At 49.2% G+C, this 19,607-nt stretch carries 19 protein-coding genes; all 19 read left to right on the forward strand.

Annotated features, from left to right (window positions below; translation table 11 throughout):
• The first annotated feature begins 8 nt into the window (after positions 1–8).
• The 19 genes from smc to topA all read left to right on the forward strand — a co-directional run bounded on the left by smc (position 9) and on the right by topA (position 19,320).
• Complete coding sequence (smc, locus tag D5E69_RS09990; protein ID WP_048004080.1) at positions 9–3,575, forward strand: chromosome segregation protein SMC; 3,567 nt, start codon at positions 9–11, stop codon at positions 3,573–3,575.
• Positions 3,576–3,628: 53 nt separating this feature from the next.
• Complete coding sequence (gene ftsY / locus D5E69_RS09995) at positions 3,629–4,618, forward strand: signal recognition particle-docking protein FtsY (RefSeq protein WP_048004079.1); 990 nt, start codon at positions 3,629–3,631, stop codon at positions 4,616–4,618.
• A gap of 139 nt (positions 4,619–4,757) precedes the next feature.
• A complete protein-coding gene (locus D5E69_RS10000) occupies positions 4,758–5,090 on the forward strand; it encodes a putative DNA-binding protein (RefSeq protein WP_048004078.1) in 333 nt (110 codons plus the stop codon).
• A 12-nt stretch (positions 5,091–5,102) separates the two neighbouring features.
• Positions 5,103–6,446, forward strand: a complete 1,344-nt coding sequence (gene ffh / locus D5E69_RS10005; protein WP_048004077.1) for a signal recognition particle protein — start codon at positions 5,103–5,105, stop codon at positions 6,444–6,446.
• A gap of 118 nt (positions 6,447–6,564) precedes the next feature.
• Positions 6,565–6,837, forward strand: coding sequence for a 30S ribosomal protein S16 (gene rpsP / locus D5E69_RS10010; RefSeq protein ID WP_048004076.1), 273 nt, complete (start codon positions 6,565–6,567; stop codon positions 6,835–6,837).
• A gap of 12 nt (positions 6,838–6,849) precedes the next feature.
• Positions 6,850–7,083, forward strand: coding sequence for a KH domain-containing protein (locus D5E69_RS10015; RefSeq protein ID WP_048004522.1), 234 nt, complete (start codon positions 6,850–6,852; stop codon positions 7,081–7,083).
• Positions 7,084–7,228: 145 nt separating this feature from the next.
• A complete protein-coding gene (locus tag D5E69_RS10020) occupies positions 7,229–7,612 on the forward strand; it encodes a YlqD family protein (protein ID WP_048004075.1) in 384 nt (127 codons plus the stop codon).
• 19 nt (positions 7,613–7,631) lie between these two features.
• Positions 7,632–8,147: a ribosome maturation factor RimM gene (gene rimM, locus D5E69_RS10025; protein WP_048004074.1), complete on the forward strand. Its 516-nt coding sequence runs from the start codon at positions 7,632–7,634 to the stop codon at positions 8,145–8,147.
• Complete coding sequence (gene trmD, locus D5E69_RS10030) at positions 8,147–8,875, forward strand: tRNA (guanosine(37)-N1)-methyltransferase TrmD (RefSeq protein WP_187427088.1); 729 nt, start codon at positions 8,147–8,149, stop codon at positions 8,873–8,875. The genes rimM and trmD overlap by 1 nt, the downstream gene beginning before the upstream one ends.
• 131 nt (positions 8,876–9,006) lie before the next feature.
• Complete coding sequence (gene rplS / locus D5E69_RS10035; RefSeq protein WP_048004072.1) at positions 9,007–9,351, forward strand: 50S ribosomal protein L19; 345 nt, start codon at positions 9,007–9,009, stop codon at positions 9,349–9,351.
• Between the two features lie 203 nt (positions 9,352–9,554).
• The gene (gene lepB / locus D5E69_RS10040) at positions 9,555–10,094 is read left to right on the forward strand and encodes a signal peptidase I (protein WP_048004071.1); all 540 of its coding nucleotides are present in this window, start codon (positions 9,555–9,557) and stop codon (positions 10,092–10,094) included.
• 25 nt (positions 10,095–10,119) lie between these two features.
• Positions 10,120–10,980, forward strand: coding sequence for a ribosome biogenesis GTPase YlqF (gene ylqF, locus D5E69_RS10045; protein WP_048013069.1), 861 nt, complete (start codon positions 10,120–10,122; stop codon positions 10,978–10,980).
• Between the two features lie 85 nt (positions 10,981–11,065).
• Positions 11,066–11,839, forward strand: coding sequence for a ribonuclease HII (gene rnhB / locus D5E69_RS10050; RefSeq protein WP_048004069.1), 774 nt, complete (start codon positions 11,066–11,068; stop codon positions 11,837–11,839).
• Positions 11,840–11,853: 14 nt separating this feature from the next.
• Positions 11,854–13,515 carry a TP0910 N-terminal domain-containing protein gene (locus tag D5E69_RS10055; protein ID WP_159129611.1) on the forward strand — a complete coding sequence of 554 codons (1,662 nt, stop codon included), beginning with the start codon at positions 11,854–11,856 and terminating at the stop codon, positions 13,513–13,515.
• Positions 13,512–13,793: an EscU/YscU/HrcU family type III secretion system export apparatus switch protein gene (locus tag D5E69_RS10060; RefSeq protein ID WP_048004067.1), complete on the forward strand. Its 282-nt coding sequence runs from the start codon at positions 13,512–13,514 to the stop codon at positions 13,791–13,793. Before D5E69_RS10055 ends, D5E69_RS10060 begins: the two co-directional genes overlap by 4 nt.
• A gap of 183 nt (positions 13,794–13,976) precedes the next feature.
• A complete protein-coding gene (sucC, locus tag D5E69_RS10065; RefSeq protein ID WP_048004066.1) occupies positions 13,977–15,137 on the forward strand; it encodes an ADP-forming succinate--CoA ligase subunit beta in 1,161 nt (386 codons plus the stop codon).
• Positions 15,138–15,153: 16 nt separating this feature from the next.
• Positions 15,154–16,056, forward strand: a complete 903-nt coding sequence (gene sucD / locus D5E69_RS10070) for a succinate--CoA ligase subunit alpha (protein ID WP_048004065.1) — start codon at positions 15,154–15,156, stop codon at positions 16,054–16,056.
• A 288-nt stretch (positions 16,057–16,344) separates the two neighbouring features.
• Entirely contained in the window at positions 16,345–16,992 is a 648-nt protein-coding gene (gene dprA, locus D5E69_RS10075) for a DNA-processing protein DprA (RefSeq protein ID WP_262370519.1), read from the forward strand.
• A gap of 249 nt (positions 16,993–17,241) precedes the next feature.
• Positions 17,242–19,320: a type I DNA topoisomerase gene (topA, locus tag D5E69_RS10080; RefSeq protein WP_048004063.1), complete on the forward strand. Its 2,079-nt coding sequence runs from the start codon at positions 17,242–17,244 to the stop codon at positions 19,318–19,320.
• The last annotated feature ends 287 nt before the right edge of the window (positions 19,321–19,607 follow it).

The raw sequence follows: 19,607 nt of genomic DNA on the forward strand, positions 1-19,607 counted from the left end.
GAAAGAAGATGTTCCTCAAACAACTAGAAGTGATGGGGTTTAAATCATTCGCAGAAAAGATTTCTGTGGAATTCGTGCCAGGGGTGACGGCGGTAGTCGGACCCAACGGAAGCGGTAAAAGCAATATCATCGATGCAGTCAGATGGGTTCTCGGGGAGCAGTCGGCCAAGAGCCTGAGGGGCTCGAAAATGGAAGATGTCATCTTCGGAGGCAGTGACTCCAGGAAGTCTCTCAATATAGCAGAAGTCACCCTGGTACTTGACAATGAAGATGGGACCCTTCCGATCGATTACAGTGAAGTGAGTGTCACAAGGCGCGTATACCGGTCGGGGGACAGTGAATACCTGCTGAACAGGCAGCCATGCAGACTGAAGGATATCATTGAACTATTCATGGATTCCGGACTCGGGAAGGAAGCGTTCTCCATCATCAGCCAGGGGAAGGTCGAGGAAATCCTGAACAGTAAGCCTGAAGAGCGCCGGACGATCTTTGAGGAAGCGGCCGGGGTCCTGAAGTATAAAACCCGGAAGAAAAAAGCCGAGAATAAACTGTTTGAAACACAGGAAAACCTAAATCGTGTCAACGATATCCTCCATGAACTCGAAGGGCAGGTAGAACCCCTTAAGATCCAGGCCTCCATGGCGAAGGACTTTTTGGAGAAAAAGGAAGAGCTCGAAACATTCGAAGTGTCCTTAACGGTCTATGACATTGAAGATCTACATAAGCAGTGGGAATCCCTGAGTGAAGAATTCGAGAGGCATGGAAGTGAAGAAGGCGACCTGTCGGCTGTCATCCAAGGGAAGGAAGCGGAACTGTCTGAGACAAGGGATAAAATCTCTGCTCTGGATGAATCGATCACCGGACTTCAGGAGGTGCTTCTGTCCACAAGCGAGGAACTTGAAAAGCTGGAAGGCAGGAAGCAGGTCCTCGTAGAGCGGAAAAAGAACTCTTCCACGAACGAAACACAGCTCAAACAGTCCATCGTGGAGCTTGAAGATCAAATCCGTGAAATGAAACAGGAGAAAGAGCGTCTCGAAACAGAACGGACCGGGCTTCAGGTGGAAGTCGACGAATCAAGGTCGGCACTAAAGGAGAAGCAGAATCAGCTCTCCCTTTTCAGTGAAAATATTGAAGACGTGATCGAATCCCACAAAAGTGACTACATTGAAAAATTGAATCAACAGGCATCCGCCAAAAACGAGATCCAGTACATCGAGCAGCAGCTCACGCAACAATCGGGACGAAGCGGGAGACTCGAAGCGGAAAACGAAAAATACATCACCCAGCGTGAAGAGCTTTATCGCGATCATGAAAAGCTGAAAGCAGAACTTGAGAGCCGTCAAATCGATATGGATCAGCATATCCAGTCGTACCGGGACGAGAAGCGGAATCTTGAATCAGCCCAAGCGAAATATGAGAAACAGGAAAAAACGCTCTATCAAGCCTATCAGTACCTTCAACAGGCCAAATCCCGAAAGGAAATGCTCGAGGAAATGGAAGATGACTACAGTGGTTTCTTCCAAGGAGTCAAAGAAGTCTTGAAGGCAAGAGACGGGGTTCTGGCCGGAATCGAAGGAGCCGTTGCAGAGCTCATTTCCGTGCCGAAGAAATATGAGGCAGCCATGGAAACGGCCCTCAGTGCATCCATGCAGCATATCGTCGTCGGAACCGAGCAGGACGGGCGCAAAGCCATCGCCTATCTCAAGCAGAACCAGTACGGCAGGGCCACCTTCCTTCCCATGAATATCATCAAGGGGAAATCCCTGCAGGCGGCACAGCTCTCCATGCTGAAAGGCCACCCTTCGTTTGTGGGCATCGGGAGTGATCTCGTCCAGTATGATGCGCGCTTCGAAAGGATCGTCTCCAATCTCCTCGGGCATGTCATCATCACCGAGGACCTCAAGGGTGCCAATGAAATAGCAAAGCTCATCCAGTATCGCTACCGGCTGGTGACCCTTGAAGGAGATGTTGTCAATCCTGGGGGATCCATGACGGGCGGAATGGTCAAGCAAAAGAAAAACTCGCTTCTATCACGGAAAACCGAGCTGGAAGAAATGAAGGTGAAGCTCGAGAGTATGGAAGAGCAGACCCGTACACTTCAGCAGTCCGTCAAGGATCTGAAGGAAGAGACAGCATACAGGTCGAAAAAGCTTGAAGAACTCCGTGTCAAGGGAGAAAAACTGCGACTGCAGGAACAGGATCTTCAATCCAGGCTCCGCGAGAACGAACTGAGCACGAAAAATCTCGATGAGAGATTGTCACTCTACGATATGGAAAAGCGTGATTTCAGTTCCATGGAAGAGCGCCATCACGCACGGAGAGAAGAACTAGAATCACTCCTGGTCAAAATCGGAGAGGACATTACGGCGCTTGATGGGAAAATTGAAGAATTGACGCGTCAAAAAAACAGTGACCGGTCATCCAAGGATGTTCTTACAAATGCCATAAGCGATCTGAAAGCCCATCTCGCGGGCAAGAATCAGCAGCTTCTAAGCGTTGTGGACCGTCTGGAACGGGTGGATTCAGCCGTTGTGGAGTCTGAGAAACGACTGTCAGCCCTCCTGGATGATCTCGAATGGCTTCAGCATCAAATGAAGGACAACTTCTCGGGTGAAGAGGATTTGACCGTGAAGGCGAAAGAATGCGCCGCTCAAAAACGGGAAACGTCTGAGCTCATCACGTCACGAAGGGATGAGCGATCGCGTCTTCAGCAACAGGCAGAAGAGGAAGATGTGAAATTGTCAGAGCTGAAGCGCAGGCACAAAGGCCTCTTGAATGCCCTGAAGGATGAGGAAGTCAAGATCAACCGTCTCGATGTAGAGCTTGAGAATCGTTTGGAGCACCTGCGTACAGAGTATATGCTGTCATTCGAGGCAGCCAAGGAGCATTACCCACTGACCGTCGACATCGATGAAGCGAGGAAAAAAGTGAAGCTGATCAAGCTTGCCCTGGAAGAACTGGGAACCGTCAATCTCGGGGCCATCGATGAGTATGACAGGGTGAAGGAAAGGTATGAATTCCTCCTGGATCAGAAAAATGATCTCACCGAGGCAAAGGATACCCTCTATCAGGTGATCCATGAAATGGATGAAGAGATGGTGAAACGCTTCGGAGAAACGTTTGCGTCGATCCAGTCCCAATTCGGCGAAGTATTCAGGGAGTTGTTCGGCGGAGGCCGTGCAGAGCTGAAACTGACCGACCCGAAAGATCTTCTTCGGACCGGGGTGGATATCGTGGCCCAACCGCCGGGCAAAAAACTTCAGAACCTCGGACTGATGTCGGGTGGTGAACGGGCGCTTACGGCCATCGCCCTGCTGTTCTCCATCCTGAAGGTAAGACCGGTGCCATTCTGCATCCTGGATGAAGTGGAGGCAGCCCTCGATGAAGCAAATGTGCAGCGTTTCAGCCAGTACCTGCGCAAGTTCAGTGATGATACACAGTTCATCGTCATCACCCACCGCAAAGGGACAATGGAGGAAGCCCATGTATTGTATGGCGTGACCATGCAGGAGTCCGGGGTTTCAAAACTTGTCTCCGTGAGGCTCCAGGAAACCCAGGAGCTATTGGAGGCGTAAAGGCCGCGCCAAGCAGGCCGAAATGAATATCTAAAGAATGGGGTAGATGGAACGTGAGTTTCTTTAAAAAGCTGAAAGACAAATTCACACAATCAAGCGACAGTGTGACGGGAAAGTTTAAAGACGGGCTGAGCAAAACCCGCAGTAACTTCACTTCGAAGGTGAATGACCTGGTCGCGAGATACCGTAAGATCGATGAGGAGTTCTTTGAAGAACTGGAAGAGATCCTCATCGGCGCGGACGTCGGGTTTGATACGGTCATGGAGCTCATCGATGAACTGAAGCTGGAGGTCAAAAGAAGGAATATTTCTGATCCCGTAGAAGTCCAATCCGTCATTTCTGAAAAATTGGTTGATATCTATCAGGGTGATGCAGAGGTATCAAGTGATCTGAGTATCCAGGAAGGCGAACTGACTGTTCTCTTGTTCGTCGGAGTAAACGGTGTAGGGAAAACGACGACGATCGGCAAGATGGCCCATATGCTCAAGAGCGAAGGGAAGAATGTCATCCTTGCAGCAGGGGATACCTTCAGGGCCGGGGCTATCGAGCAGCTTGAAGTGTGGGGTGAGCGTGTCGGTGTACCTGTCATCAAACAGGGGGCGGGAAGTGACCCTGCAGCTGTCATGTATGACGCTGTGCAATCGGCTAAGGCAAGGAAGGCCGACATCCTCATCTGCGATACAGCGGGACGGCTTCAGAATAAGGTCAACCTGATGAAGGAACTAGAGAAGGTCAAACGCGTCATCGAACGTGAAGTTCCGGGAGCCCCGCATGAGGTCCTGCTCGTATTGGATGCGACGACGGGTCAGAATGCCATGGTACAGGCCAAAACGTTCAAAGAAGCCACTGATGTGTCGGGGATCGTCCTCACGAAGCTCGACGGGACAGCCAAGGGCGGGATTGTCCTTGCGATCCGGAACGAACTTGATATTCCGGTGAAATTTGTCGGCCTCGGTGAACAGATGGACGATCTGCAGCCGTTCGATGCCGAAAAATATGTATATGGCCTGTTTTCAAATGAAGTGGACAACAATGAAGAATAAAGGAAAGTCCGGTTGATGTTTCGACCGGACTTTTTTATCCGTAAAAGCGAAAGTTTTTCATGGGGCAACCTTGACAAAGTCGCTTGAAATCTGTATTCTTCATATGTAAAGGTTTTTCACTTAACAAGGAGGGATGAACATGCTGGAGAAAACGACCAGGATGAACTATCTCTACGATTTCTACCAGTCACTACTGACTCCCAAGCAACGGAGTTATATGTCCCTTTACTATCTCGATGATTTCTCCCTCGGAGAGATTGCCGAGGAGTACAGCGTAAGCCGTCAGGCGGTCTATGATAATATCAAGCGGACTGAGGCCATGCTGGAAGAGTATGAAGAGAAACTTTTATTATTCAACAAGTTCCAAGAGCGGAATCTCATCCTGAATCGGTTGAGAAAAAGCCTTGAAGAGTCGGATATCGACTCTGCGGACTGTTTAAAACTGATTGACGACCTTGAAATTTTGGATTAGGAGGCGGCATGAATGGCATTTGAAGGATTAGCCGACCGACTGCAAGGCACAATACAGAAAATCCGCGGTAAGGGGAAGATCTCCGAAGCGGATGTTAAAGAAATGATGCGTGAGGTCCGTCTCGCCCTTTTGGAAGCAGACGTTAACTTTAAAGTGGTCAAGCAATTTGTCAAAAAAGTAAGCGAACGAGCCGTCGGGCAGGAAGTCATGAAGAGTCTGACACCGGGCCAGCAGGTCATCAAGGTGGTCAAGGAAGAACTGACCGAACTGATGGGCGGCGAGCAGAGTCAGATTGCTGTCTCCAAACGCCCTCCGACCGTCATCATGATGGTGGGACTACAGGGTGCCGGTAAGACGACGACCACCGGGAAGCTTGCGAACCTGCTTCGTAAGAAACACAATCGAAAACCTCTTCTTGTCGCGGCTGATATTTACCGTCCGGCTGCCATCAAGCAGCTCGAAACCGTCGGTAAACAGCTTGATCTGCCGGTATTCTCACTGGGAGATCAGGTCAGCCCCGTCGAAATTGCCAGACAGGCAATCGAAAAGGCGAAAGAAGAACACCATGATTATGTGCTGATCGATACGGCCGGCCGTCTTCACATCGATGAAAACCTCATGGGGGAGCTCAAGGATATCAAAGAGCTGTCAAACCCGGATGAAATCTTCCTCGTTGTCGATGCCATGACCGGTCAGGATGCCGTCAACGTAGCCGAAAGCTTCAATGAAGCCCTTGGCATCAGCGGGGTCGTCCTGACGAAGCTGGATGGGGATACCCGTGGTGGAGCGGCCCTTTCCATTCGTTCCGTCACAGAAAAGCCGATTAAATTCGTCGGTATGGGTGAGAAGATGGATGCCCTCGAGGCGTTCCATCCTGAGCGAATGGCATCAAGGATCCTCGGAATGGGTGACGTCCTCTCCCTGATCGAGAAGGCACAGGCCAACGTCGATGAAGAGAAGGCGAAGGAACTGGAGCAAAAGATGCGCACCATGTCCTTTACGTTCGATGATTTCCTCGAACAGCTCGGACAGGTGAAGCAGATGGGGCCGTTGGATGAACTCCTGAAGATGATGCCCGGCGCCAACAAGATGAAGGGGCTCGATAAGCTTCAGGTGGATGACAAACAGATCGTCCATGTGGAAGCAATCATCCAGTCCATGAGCAAGAAAGAAAAAACCAATCCTGAAATTATCAATGCGAGCAGGCGCAAACGGATTGCGAAAGGAAGCGGGACATCCATCCAGGAGGTCAATCGTTTGCTGAAGCAATTTGAAGATATGAAAAAAATGATGAAACAAATGAGCGGTATGCAGGGGAAAGGCAAGAAAAAGGGAATGAAATTCCCGTTCATGTAACCGATCTTAGCACTTTTTTTGAAGAAAAAAAGAACTGTTAAGAAAAAACCCTTTACAAACAAATTAGGTTTTTGATATCATACTATCTTGTGTGAAACTATTCGGAGGTGCTTTAATAATGGCAGTTAAAATCAGATTAAAACGTATGGGAGCAAAAAAATCTCCTTTCTATCGTATCGTAGTTGCAGATTCACGTTCACCACGTGATGGTCGTCAAATCGAAACAGTTGGAACATACAACCCGGTTGTTCAACCAGCTGAAGTGAAAATCGACGAAGAATTGGCTCTTAAATGGCTTTCAAATGGTGCGAAACCATCTGATACAGTTCGTAACCTATTCTCAAAACAAGGCATCATGGAGAAATTCCACAATGCCAAAAACAGCAAGTAATCGACTGATTTGATGAAAGATCTTATTCTGACGATTGTGAAACCCCTGGTCGACCATCCTGACGCTGTCTCGATCGAGATGGAGGAAGGACCCAATGGAATGACATACAAGCTTTCGGTGCATCCGGAAGATATGGGTAAAGTCATCGGCAAGCAAGGGCGCGTAGCAAAATCGATTCGAACTGTGGTATACGCTGCAGCAGGATCTTCACAACAGAAGAAAATCTTCCTGGAGATTGTGGAATGACCCGGTGATGACCGGGTCCCGCTTCCGGGGAACAAAGGACTGACCAGCCAAGGAGTGAAAGCTTGCCCCTACTTTGTCAGTCCTTTTTTTATCATTCGCCGGTGTTCTTGGTGATGCGGCGGAATCAAGGAGGAGGAGTGGCCGATTGGATATCATACATAAGGTGACGGTTAAACAAATCCTGACTGAAACAAGCAAGGGGCGTCTCGTGACGCGCTATCAAGAACAGGCAGCGCAACTAGCGAAGGAATGCGATCAGCTGAGGTTCGAGATGAAGAAGATCGAACGGGCCAAGAAATATCCGTCGGAAAAGCTCAGACAGCATTTCGATAAAGAACTGGATGAGCGTGCCGAGAAGATCAAGCTGCTGGATTTCCAGCTTGATCAGCTGGACCTTCTGCCCCTCGGAAGTGAACTGAAAGAGAAGGAAGTTCAGGGTATATCGAGGGTGCAGGTGGGTGACAATTGGAATGACGAAATCTCAAGGACGATCATCATCGAAGATGGGATTATTAAAGAAATACGCTAAATGCAAGAGGTGAATGGATATGGAAAAATGGTTCAATGTCGGCAAGATTGTAAATACTCACGGGATAAAAGGGGAACTGAAAGTCCTCTCCATGACCGATTTTCCTGAAGAGCGGTACCAAAAAGGAAATGTGCTGACCCTTTTCATCGAAGGAAGAGAGCCGAAGCCACTGACGATCGCTTCTTACCGCAGGCACAAAAATTTCGATTTGTTGATGTTTGAAGGCTATAGTGACATCAATGAGGTGGAGGGATTCAAGCAGGGGATCCTGAAAGTCGATGAAAGTCAGCTCCAAGACCTCGATGAAGGAGAGTTCTATTTTCATGAAATCATCGGATGCGTGGTCAGGACCACGTCAGGAGATGAGCTCGGTGTCGTGAAGGAGATCCTCAGCCCCGGAGCAAATGATGTCTGGGTGGTCAAAGCTCCCCGTGGTAAAGAGCATCTCATCCCTTATATCGAGGACATTGTGAAAAAAGTCGATATTTCTCAAAAGGAAATCATCATTGAACCGATGGAAGGGCTTCTGTCATGATGAAAATCGATGTGCTGTCCCTATTCCCTTCCATGTTTGAAGGGGTATTCGGTGAATCAATCCTGAAGAAAGCCGCTGAAAAGGAAGCCGTGAACTATCAGGTCGTCAATTTCCGCGAATTCTCGGACAACAAGCATAAGCAGGTGGATGATTATCCATACGGTGGTGGAGCAGGAATGGTCCTCAAGCCACAGCCTGTATTCGATGCCGTCGATTCCCTGAAGGGGGATTCGAAGCCGCGTGTGATCCTCATGTGTCCTCAGGGTGAGCGATATACCCAGGCAAAGGCCGAGGAGCTTGCGCAGGAAGAGCATCTCATCTTTATCTGTGGTCACTATGAAGGGTATGATGAGCGCATCAGGGAGCATGTCGTGACGGATGAAATTTCCATCGGCGATTATGTACTGACCGGTGGAGAGCTGGGGGCCATGGTGGTGATCGATTCGGTAGTGAGGCTGATCCCGGGAGTACTCGGGAATGAAGATTCACCTGTGCTCGATTCCTTCTCGTCAGGTCTCCTTGAGCACCCCCATTATACGAGGCCTTCTGACTTCAGGGGAATGGTAGTCCCGCAGCCGCTGTTATCCGGTAATCATAAGCTGATTGAAGAATGGAGGGAGAAGGAGAGCTTCCGAAGGACCCTTGAGAGGCGTCCGGATCTTCTTGAAGACTACCCTCTCACCGAAAAGCAGGCAGCCATGGTGGAAGAGCTGAAAAAGTCGAAGTGACCTATTGCAACGCCCAATGGTTTATGCTATTATATTCTTTGTGGCTTGAGCGAAAGCTTGACCACTGATCCCGATGTTCCGCTGCAATACATCGCTTTTGTAAGAGCATCTGTTGGAAGGAGTTGAATAAGATGCACAAATTAATCGAAGATATTACGAAAGAACAACTTCGCTCTGATCTACCATCTTTCCGCCCTGGTGATACAGTACGCGTACACGTTAACATCGTGGAGGGTACTCGTGAACGTGTCCAGGTTTATGAAGGTGTCGTAATCAAACGCCGCGGTGGCGGTATCAGCGAAACATTCACAGTTCGTAAAATTTCTTACGGTGTAGGTGTTGAACGTACATTCCCTGTACACACACCAAAAATCGCTAAACTAGAAGTCATTCGTCGCGGTAAAGTCCGTCGTGCGAAACTTTACTACTTGCGTAACCTACGTGGTAAAAAGGCTCGGATTAAAGAAATTCGATAATGAACGAAGAAGAAGGAGCTTGGAGACAAGCTCCTTTTCTTTAGGGTTTTTTTGGTCTTACTGGCGTTGGATGGACCGTTGAGCCCGTTCCTGAGGCCGGCTTTCTGTGTATTTGGAACTAAACCTCTCTTTTTTAATGAGAACGGGGTGGTTTTCTAGTAGAATAAACAAAAGATGGTATCCATACATAAGGCGGTGGGAATGTGGAAAAGGAGAATAGTGAGTGGCGGGAATGGGCGAAAGCCTTGGGCATTGCGTTGATACTGGTAGTGGTAATCAGGTATTTCCTGTTCGCGCCCATCGTAGTGGACGGCCTTTCGATGACTCCGACACTCCATAATGGAGATCGCATGATCGTCAGCAAGTTCGGCACCCCTGATCGGTTTGACATCGTGGTCTTCCATGCACCAGAGCGCAAAGACTATATCAAGCGCGTGATCGGTCTGCCTGGAGATAAAATCGAATACAAAGATGATACCCTGTATATTAACGGGAAAGCATATGAAGAACCGTATTTGGAAGATAGCAGGGCCCGTCTCGAAGAAGGTCTCTTGACGGATGATTTCACGTTGGACGAGATCATCGATCAAGAGACGGTTCCCGACGGAGAAATTTTCGTAATGGGCGATAACCGCAGATACAGCAAAGACAGCCGTCATATCGGCACAGTGCCCCTTGAAGAGGTGGTAGGCATTACAAGCGTAGTGGTATGGCCCATCAAAGACATGGGCATGGTGAAATAAGCAAAGAACATTTGGAGGTGGTCATATGACCATTCAATGGTTTCCAGGCCATATGGCAAAAGCAAGAAGACAGGTAACGGAAAAGCTGAAACTCGTAGACATCGTCATTGAACTCGTGGACGCACGCATCCCCCTGTCATCCCGAAATCCGATGATAGAGGAAATCATCGGTGAAAAGCCGAGACTAGTCCTTTTGAATAAAGCCGACATGGCGGATCCGGGTAAAACGAAGCAGTGGATTCACTATTTTGAAGAACAAGGAATCATGGCTTTAGCAGTCAATGCCCAGGCAGGAAAAGGGCTACAAGCGATCGTGAGTGGTGCGAAAGAGATCCTGAAGGCAAAATTCGACCGCATGAAGTCGAGAGGCATGCGCCCGAGGGCCATCAGGGCGATGATCGTCGGCATCCCCAATGTAGGGAAGTCGACCCTCATCAACCGTCTCGTGAAAAAGAATATAGCCAAAACCGGGAACACACCGGGAGTAACCAAAGCCCAACAATGGATCAAAGTCGGCAAGGAATTGGAGCTCCTGGATACGCCGGGGATTCTGTGGCCGAAGTTCGAAGATCAGGAAGTAGGCTACAAGCTGGCCCTCACAGGAGCCATCAAAGATACCATCCTCAATCTGCAGGATATAGCGGTCTATGCCCTAAGGTTCCTGGAAGAAACCTATCCCGACCGTTTGGAGTCGCGATATGGGATCAAGGAGATCCCTGAAGATGTGGTGGAAAGCTTCAATCATATCGGTGCCAAAAGGGGTTGTCTCATGGCCGGAGGAGAAATCAACTATGATAAGACGGCCGAAGTGATCGTCAGGGATATACGGAACGTTCAACTCGGTCCCATTACGTTCGACCGTGTGGAAGTCAAGGTCGAAGATTGATAAAAAGGCTGCAAAAGGGATGACCCTGCTGCAGTCTCTTTAATTTGCTGAAGATCCAACCGATATAGAGAAGAGAGGTACAACGATGGAACGAATTGATATGACAGTGTCCGAGATAAAAGAAACACTTAAACAACTGGCAGAAGATGATCCCCTCTGGGACCAACTGAAGCTCGACCCGCGCAAGGGTGTCCGTCAGTTGGTCAAAAGTGCGGAAGCCTCCCGTGAGAAAAAGGCGAAGGAGATTGCCGAGTTTACGCGCATGTCCATCCATGAAAACGAATTATGGAACGCCGGGTATGATCATATTGCCGGAATCGACGAAGTCGGAAGGGGACCACTTGCTGGGCCCGTAGTGGCCGCTGCTGTCATCCTTCCTCACGATTTCCACCTCCCGGGACTCACAGACAGCAAAAAAGTGCCGGAGCGGAAACGCGAAGCATTTTACACGACGATCATGGAGCAGTCAAAAGCGGTCGGCATCAGTATCATCGGCCCGGAAGTAATCGATGAAATCAACATTTATGAAGCAACGAAAAAAGCAATGAGTGCGGCAATAGAGGACCTTTCGGTAAAGCCTGATCACTTATTGATCGATGCCATGCCGCTTACGACACCATACCCGAGCAGATCCATCATCAAGGGAGATGCGACCAGCATCTCGATTGCGGCTGCTTCCATCATCGCGAAGGTGACAAGAGACCGTCTGATGAAGGAGTATGCCGTCACCTATCCCGGATACGGCTTTGAAAAGAACGCGGGGTACGGTACGGCGGATCACCTGAAAGGGTTGGACCAGTACGGCGTGACACCCATACATAGAGCCAGTTTCGCACCGGTTAAAGAGAAATTGATCTAAAGGGAGTTGATGCTATGGAGCGGATACTGGGAAGGACAGAACAGATACAGGGAAATGAACCCAAACCCCTGACCTTTTCTCCAGGGAGGGTCCTGCTCATCCGCGTAAACCGCATGCTCGGAGACGGGACAGCTGAAGTGTCTGCCGGGGGGCATCGTTTCATTGCCGGCGTCCAGACCGGGTTAAAAGCCGGTGAAAGCTATTGGGTAGAGACCAAGCAGAATGGAGACGGGATCGGTCTCTCTGTTCTTACGGGACGACCCCAACGAGATGGTGGTCAAATCCTGGATGCCCTCCTCTCTCATTATGCACTGAATCGAGAGGGGCCGGTAAGAGAGCTGATTGGAGAGGCCCTGCGTCTGAATGTTCCGATCACAAAGACCATGATCGACTTTGCAAAAGCGATGGGGAACCGTCTGAACCCCGAGATACTCCTAAGGATGGAGAGGCAGCATCTCCCATTTACAGACCGGATATACAGATCCCTTGAAGCAGGAGGGAAGCAGGGTTCCTTATTGACCGGCATTGAGGGGTTGAAAAATGAACTGATGGCAGCAGGCTCGACTTCAGAAGCTGAGAAGCTCATGAAGAACGTTCAGGCACCCCTTGAAACGCTGGCAGGAGGGAAGGTGGCAGACCGTGCCCTGTGGATACTGGCGGACGATGCCAAGCCTTTCCCCCTCCGGCTGGCAGCACTCGATCTTTTAAAGGAGCTGGGTGTCCTGCCTGATAACAGCAGGATGGGTCAATGGAAGGAAGAACTGGTGAAAACGATGCTGAAATCTTTTCCGGACGCAGCAGCTGCTGAAGAAGGGTTAACCAAGCTTGGAGCCGGAATGAAGGAAGATGGTGCAGCATCCATGAGACGCCTTTCTGCCCCTCCTTCTTCTGAGGAGCTTACCTCCTTTGCCCGTCGGGTAATCGATGCCATCATTACGGCAAAGAAAGATCTCATCTCATCTGTACATTCACCCATAGAGGTTAGAACCGCTGCAGGACAACTTGAAGGGCGTGATGGGACAAACAAGGACTCGCTCCATTCACAGCTCCGCTCCATCGTGCTTGAGGAACTGAGGGAAGTCATTCACGGAAGGGACATCTCCCAGCTGTTAAAGAAGGCAGTCTCATCCCTAGGGCTGAATTATGAATCCGATCCCCTCGTGGATTCAGCCAAACGGCAGCTGATCCAGCTCAGCCAGAGTCACCCATCGGCTGCCATCAGGGAAAGGGCCGACGAAATCGTCCTGAAAATGAACCATCCTTCCCTTGTGTCACAAGATCAATCCGGCTTTCTCACCATCGTCCATCAGATCCCCCTCTATCACACAGCAGGTCAGACGGACATGACCATCCAGTGGAGCGGGAAGAAAACCGATGATGGCCAGATCGACAGCAGCCACTGCAGAGTGATGTTCTACCTTCATCTCGGGAATCTGGACGAGACCATCGTCGACCTGCAGATTCAGCAGAGGGTCCTGCAGATCGTCGTCTGGAATGAGCACCCGGGGTTAAAGGATCTTGCCCTCGAATTCCTGCCGGCCCTCAAAAAGGGAGTGGAAGAAAACGGATATACATTTTCCTCCATACTCTTTAAAATCCCGGAATCACGTCCCGGACCCGGGACCGTGACCGATCAACACCCGGCTGGGCACAAAGGAGTGGATATCCGCATATGAGCAGGGAACAAAAGCGCAAAGCGGCAGTAGCGCTTGGGTATGACCGTACTCAGGACGGCTCTCCCCGTGTCATCGCCAAGGGGAAGGGGCTGATTGCCGAAGAGATTCTCAAAAGGGCTGAAGAGCATGACATCCCTGTCCAGGAGGATGAAACCCTCGTGGATCTCCTGGGGCAGCTTGACGTCAAGGAGTCGATCCCCGAAGAACTATACGGGGCGGTTGCCGAAGTGTTCGCTTTCATTTATCGCGTGGATAAATCATTCAGCGGAGGCAAGTAATTGGTTTTCAAGTATAATATATTCTTAAAGCGCCTTTCCTCGGCAGGCGCATCCGCCTCGCTTGAAATGTTGGAATTTTTAAATTAATATAATATTTTTAGTATAATGGTAGACATCTAATCTATCATTTTATACAATGAAAGCGCAGTCTATTTTTTGAAGAGTTCGATAGGAGGATGGAAAATGAATATCCATGAATATCAAGGTAAAGAAATCCTCAGAAATAACGGGGTATCCGTACCAAACGGTAAAGTGGCCTTCACTGCCGATGAAGCGGTTGAAGCTGCAAAGACACTCGAATCAAGTGTGTATGTAGTAAAAGCTCAGATCCATGCGGGCGGCCGCGGAAAAGCGGGCGGAGTCAAAATCGCGAAAAGCTTGGATGATGTTCGTACATATGCCGATGAACTTCTAGGAAAAACATTGGTGACACACCAAACGGGTCCTGAAGGGAAGGAAGTAAAGCGCTTACTTATCGAAGAAGGCTGCGACATCAAAAAAGAATATTATGTCGGTCTTGTTCTTGATCGTGCAACTTCACAAGTGGTGCTCATGGCATCTGAAGAAGGCGGTACTGAGATCGAAGAAGTAGCGGAACAAACACCTGAAAAAATCTTCAAAGAGTATATCGATCCTGTAGTGGGTCTTACTGGATTCCAGGCAAGACGCATTGCATTCAACATCAACATCCCGAAGGAATTGGTCGGTAAAGCAGCCAAGTTCATGCTCGGGCTTTATCAGGTATACCTGCAAAAAGACGCTTCCATTGTGGAGATCAACCCTTTAGTTGTCACGGGTGACGGCAATGTCATGGCGCTTGATGCAAAATTCAACTTTGATTCCAATGCTCTTTATCGTCAAAAAGACGTCCTTGCCCTGCGTGACCTGGAAGAGGAAGATGCAAAAGAAATCGAAGCATCAAAATATGATCTAAGCTATATCTCCCTTGACGGAAATATCGGCTGCATGGTCAATGGAGCTGGCCTTGCCATGGCCACGATGGATATCGTGAAGCACTATGGTGGAGATCCCGCCAACTTCCTTGATGTTGGGGGCGGCGCAACGGCTGAGAAAGTAACGGAAGCCTTCAAAATCATCCTTTCCGATGAAAACGTAAAAGGGATCTTCGTCAATATCTTCGGTGGAATCATGAAGTGTGACGTCATCGCAACGGGTGTCGTGGAAGCGGCGAAACAGATCGGCCTGGACGTTCCTCTTGTCGTGCGTCTTGAAGGTACGAACGTAGACCTGGGTAAAGAAATCCTGAATCAATCAGGCTTGAATATCATTGCAGCCGAATCAATGGCTGACGGCGCACAAAAAATCGTTGAGCAAGTAGGCTGAGAAAGGCGGGAGAAAAATGAGCGTATTTATTAATAAAGATACAAAAGTCATCGTACAGGGAATCACCGGTTCAACAGCGCTTTTCCACACGAAGCAAATGCTTGAGTACGGTACTCAGATCGTAGCTGGTGTGACTCCTGGTAAAGGCGGAACAGAAGTCGAAGGCGTACCTGTATTCAATACAGTCGAAGAAGCGAAAAAGGCAACCAATGCCAATGCTTCTGTCATTTATGTGCCTGCTCCGTTCGCGGCAGATGCGATCCTCGAAGCGGTTGATGCTGAACTGGATCTTGCCATCTGTATCACAGAGCATATCCCGGTACTGGATATGGTGAAGGTGAAACGCTATATGGAAGGCAAGAAGACCCGCCTGGTCGGTCCTAACTGTCCTGGTGTCATCACACCGGATGAATGTAAGATCGGGATCATGCCTGGTTATATCCATACAAAAGGTCACGTGGGCGTGGTTTCCCGCTCCGGTACATTGACGTATGAGGCGGTTCATCAGCTTTCACAAGCCGGCATCGGTCAAACGACGGCAGTCGGAATCGGCGGAGACCCGGTCAATGGAACGGACTTCATCGATGTGTTGAAAGCCTTCAACGAAGATGAAGAAACGTATGCTGTCATCATGATCGGTGAAATTGGTGGAACAGCAGAAGAAGAAGCGGCTGAGTGGGTCAAAGCGAATATGACCAAACCGGTTGTCGGATTCATCGGTGGACGCACTGCGCCTCCAGGAAAGCGTATGGGACATGCAGGGGCAATCATTTCAGGTGGGAAAGGGACGGCAGACGAAAAGATCCGCGTCATGAATGAGTGCGGAATCGAAGTGGCGCCGACTCCATCCGACATGGGAGAAACCCTCATATCCGTCCTGAAGGACAAAGGCATTTACGATAAATGTAAAACTCATTAATCAAGAGGGAAGGGCTGATGGACTCAGCCCTTTTTCCCTTACCCATAAAAGGAGGTCCTTTCACTGAAAAGACGTGAAGCGTTATTCCGCCTGTCCCACTGCCGAGAGATCGGCATTACCCGAAAATTAAAGCTGCTTTCCTCCCTTCAACACCCTTCACCCGCCCTACCCTCCATCGCTCAACTACAACATCTGCTTTCCATCCCTTTTGACAAAGCAACAAAACTCCATAAAGAATTCCATTCCATCCCCTATGCCAGACTCAAACTGCTTTATGCCGATAAAGGGATTGAATGGTTGACCATCCATGATGAAGAATACCCTGACCTGCTAAAGGAAGTCTATGATCCACCCCTGCTCCTGTTCTGCAAGGGGAGGACCGAACTGCTACACACCCCTATGAAACTAGCTATCATCGGGGCAAGAAAGTGCACCCCCTACACTGGAAAGGTCCTCACCCGGCTCATCCCATCCCTCTCCCAACACTGCGTAACGGTCATATCGGGGCTTGCCCGGGGTGCTGATACGATTGCCCATGAAACCACTATCCGCAGCGGTGGAAAAACCATCGGTGTCATTGCAGGGGGCTTCGACCATATTTATCCGAAGGAAAACGCGGCCCTTGCCAGCCACATGATGGACCACCATCTTATGATCAGTGAATATCCTCCCGATACAAGACCGGAAAAGTGGCAGTTCCCACTGCGGAACCGGATCATCAGCGGCTTGAGTCATGCCGTACTGGTGACGGAGGCACAGCGGAAAAGCGGTACGTATAGTACGGCAGATTATGCACTGAACGAGGGGAGAGATGTGTTCTGCATCCCTGGTCCGCTATTCGCACCCATGTCCGAAGGGACGAACAGCCTCATTCAGGAGGGGGCCAGAATGGTGATTTCAGCAGAGGATATCCTTCAGGAATTATCGCAGTCCTAGTGGTCACCGGTCCGTATGGCGTGATGATTTAACAGGTTTTTGTACAAAATGGTTGCATTTATGATGAAACTGTTATACATTTTGCATCAGGTATCAAAAACAATAGAAGAGAGACATAATGAAGAAATCGGATCCCCGTTTCAGCTCTGCAACGATTGCTGAAAACGTTTCCCTTACCTGTCTGGTGGAGGGAGATTTAGGGAATTAAGATTGAAAAAGGATCATTTTCCTCTTTAAGGAGGCCCATGAATGGCAGATTATCTGGTAATCGTAGAATCGCCAGCAAAGGCAAAAACAATCGAGCGTTACTTAGGAAAAAAATATAAAGTGCGTGCATCCATGGGGCATATCAGGGATTTACCGAAGTCCCAGATGGGTGTCGACGTTGAACACGAATTCGAACCGAAATATATCACCATCCGCGGGAAAGGCCCCGTCTTGAAAGAATTGAAAACCGCTGCGAAAAAAGTGAAGAAAATCTATCTCGCAGCTGACCCCGATAGGGAAGGGGAAGCCATAGCATGGCACCTCGCCCATAGTCTGGACATTGATGTCGCATCGGATTGCCGTGTTGTATTCAATGAAATCACGAAGGATGCCATCAAGGAGTCATTCAAGCACCCGAGGGCCATCAATATGGATCTTGTCGATGCACAGCAGGCAAGAAGGATCCTCGACCGCCTAGTCGGTTACAATATCAGCCCGCTTTTATGGAAAAAAGTGAAGAAGGGGCTGAGCGCTGGACGGGTCCAGTCGGTTGCAGTCCGATTGATCATCGACAGGGAAAATGAAATCAAAGAGTTCACACCTGAAGAATATTGGTCCATCGATGCTCAGTTCAAAAAAGGGAAAGACAGCTTTTCGGCAGCATTCTACGGGATCGATGGCAAAAAAGTGGAACTGAAGAATGAAGATGAAGTGAAAGAAGTCCTTTCACAGATGAAAGGAAAGTCATTCTCTGTTGACAAGGTAACCAAAAAGGAACGGAAGCGCAATCCAGCACCTCCATTCACCACTTCCTCCCTTCAGCAGGAAGCGGCCCGTAAGCTCAACTTCAGGGCGAAAAAGACCATGATGCTCGCCCAGCAGCTCTATGAAGGAATCGAGATGGGCGGCAAGGAAGGGACCGTCGGTTTCATCACCTATATGAGAACCGATTCGACCAGGATTTCCGAAGTCGCTCAAAAAGAAGCCGGTGAGTACATCGTCGGAAAATACGGGGAGGAGTTCCTCAAAACCAGTCCCCGTAAGGAAAAGAAACAACAGAAAGCCCAAGACGCCCATGAAGCCATCCGGCCTACCAGCACCCTGAGGGATCCGTCTTCGGTGAAGGAATTCCTGTCACGGGATCAGCACCGGCTCTATAAGCTGATCTGGGAACGGTTCGTATCTAGTGAAATGGCACCAGCCGTCATGGATACGATGAGTGTGGACCTGGTCAATGGAGGAGTATTCTTCCGGGCGACGGGCTCAAAAGTGAAATTCCCTGGATTCATGAAGGTCTACGTAGAAGGATCGGATGACCAGAAGGAAGAGAAGGACAATATCCTTCCCGCCCTCAAAGAAGGGGATAAAGTCACCTCCGAAGCCATCGACCCGAATCAGCATTTCACCCAGCCGCCTCCAAGATACACCGAGGCCAGACTCGTCAAGACCCTTGAAGAGTTGGGGATCGGTCGTCCGTCCACATATGCACCGACATTGGATACCATCCAGAGAAGGGGATATGTATCCCTTGATAACAAGCGGTTTATCCCTACCGAACTCGGGGAGATCGTCCTCGAGCTTGTACGGGAATTCTTCCCCGATATCATCGACGTGGAATTTACCGCCAATATGGAAAAAAGCCTGGATGATATCGAAGAGGGCAATGAAAAATGGGAAAAAATCATCGAGCATTTCTATAAAGATTTCGAGAAGCATCTGGAAATCGCCGAGAATGAAATGGAAAAAGTCGAGATCCGGGATGAGCCGGCCGGTGAAGACTGTGAAGAATGCGGCCATCCGATGGTATTCAAAATGGGACGCTACGGAAAATTCATGGCGTGCAGCAACTTCCCTGACTGTCGCAACACGAAGCCGATCGTCAAGGAAATCGGCGTGAAATGTCCGAAGTGCGAAAAAGGGAATATCATTGAGAGGAAGAGCAAGAAGAAGCGAATCTTCTACGGATGTGATCAATATCCGGAATGCGACTTCCTTTCCTGGGATAAGCCGATTGAACGGAAATGTCCGAAATGTTCCGAAATGCTCGTGGAGAAGAAGCTCAAAAAAGGAAATCAGATCCAATGTGTCAACTGCGATTATAAGGAAGAAGAACAAAAGTAATCGGAGGGTCATTCTTCCTATTGAAGAATGGATTCCAAAAGCATAGAATAAACAAGGGACTGTCCTGAAAGCTCAATGCCATTCAGGTCAGTTCTTTTGTTGTTTCCACCTTATACATAAATTTACAAAATACTTAAAACTTTTTTATTTTACGCAATTGGTGTACAATTCTTCATGGTGGATGACCAGCCCGTTGGCCCCGTTTTAAGGGGTTGAATGTAAAAAGGTCCCCCAATGGGATAAACAATTCAGAACTTTGTGAAAAAAGGGTGAAATGAATTGCAAGC

This window comes from Rossellomorea marisflavi (assembly GCF_009806575.1).
Classification (GTDB): Bacteria; Bacillota; Bacilli; order Bacillales; family Bacillaceae_B; genus Rossellomorea; species Rossellomorea marisflavi_A.

Coding starts and splice junctions, on each gene's coding strand:
- ffh (WP_048004077.1), top strand. CDS start 5,103: ATGGCATTTGAAGGATTAGCCGACCGACTGCAAGGCACAATACAGAAA.
- ylqF (WP_048013069.1), top strand. CDS start 10,120: ATGACCATTCAATGGTTTCCAGGCCATATGGCAAAAGCAAGAAGACAG.
- D5E69_RS10015 (WP_048004522.1), top strand. CDS start 6,850: ATGAAAGATCTTATTCTGACGATTGTGAAACCCCTGGTCGACCATCCT.
- D5E69_RS10000 (WP_048004078.1), top strand. CDS start 4,758: ATGCTGGAGAAAACGACCAGGATGAACTATCTCTACGATTTCTACCAG.
- rplS (WP_048004072.1), top strand. CDS start 9,007: ATGCACAAATTAATCGAAGATATTACGAAAGAACAACTTCGCTCTGAT.
- D5E69_RS10055 (WP_159129611.1), top strand. CDS start 11,854: ATGGAGCGGATACTGGGAAGGACAGAACAGATACAGGGAAATGAACCC.
- sucC (WP_048004066.1), top strand. CDS start 13,977: ATGAATATCCATGAATATCAAGGTAAAGAAATCCTCAGAAATAACGGG.
- rimM (WP_048004074.1), top strand. CDS start 7,632: ATGGAAAAATGGTTCAATGTCGGCAAGATTGTAAATACTCACGGGATA.
- sucD (WP_048004065.1), top strand. CDS start 15,154: ATGAGCGTATTTATTAATAAAGATACAAAAGTCATCGTACAGGGAATC.
- rpsP (WP_048004076.1), top strand. CDS start 6,565: ATGGCAGTTAAAATCAGATTAAAACGTATGGGAGCAAAAAAATCTCCT.
- smc (WP_048004080.1), top strand. CDS start 9: ATGTTCCTCAAACAACTAGAAGTGATGGGGTTTAAATCATTCGCAGAA.
- rnhB (WP_048004069.1), top strand. CDS start 11,066: ATGGAACGAATTGATATGACAGTGTCCGAGATAAAAGAAACACTTAAA.
- trmD (WP_187427088.1), top strand. CDS start 8,147: ATGAAAATCGATGTGCTGTCCCTATTCCCTTCCATGTTTGAAGGGGTA.
- D5E69_RS10060 (WP_048004067.1), top strand. CDS start 13,512: ATGAGCAGGGAACAAAAGCGCAAAGCGGCAGTAGCGCTTGGGTATGAC.
- topA (WP_048004063.1), top strand. CDS start 17,242: ATGGCAGATTATCTGGTAATCGTAGAATCGCCAGCAAAGGCAAAAACA.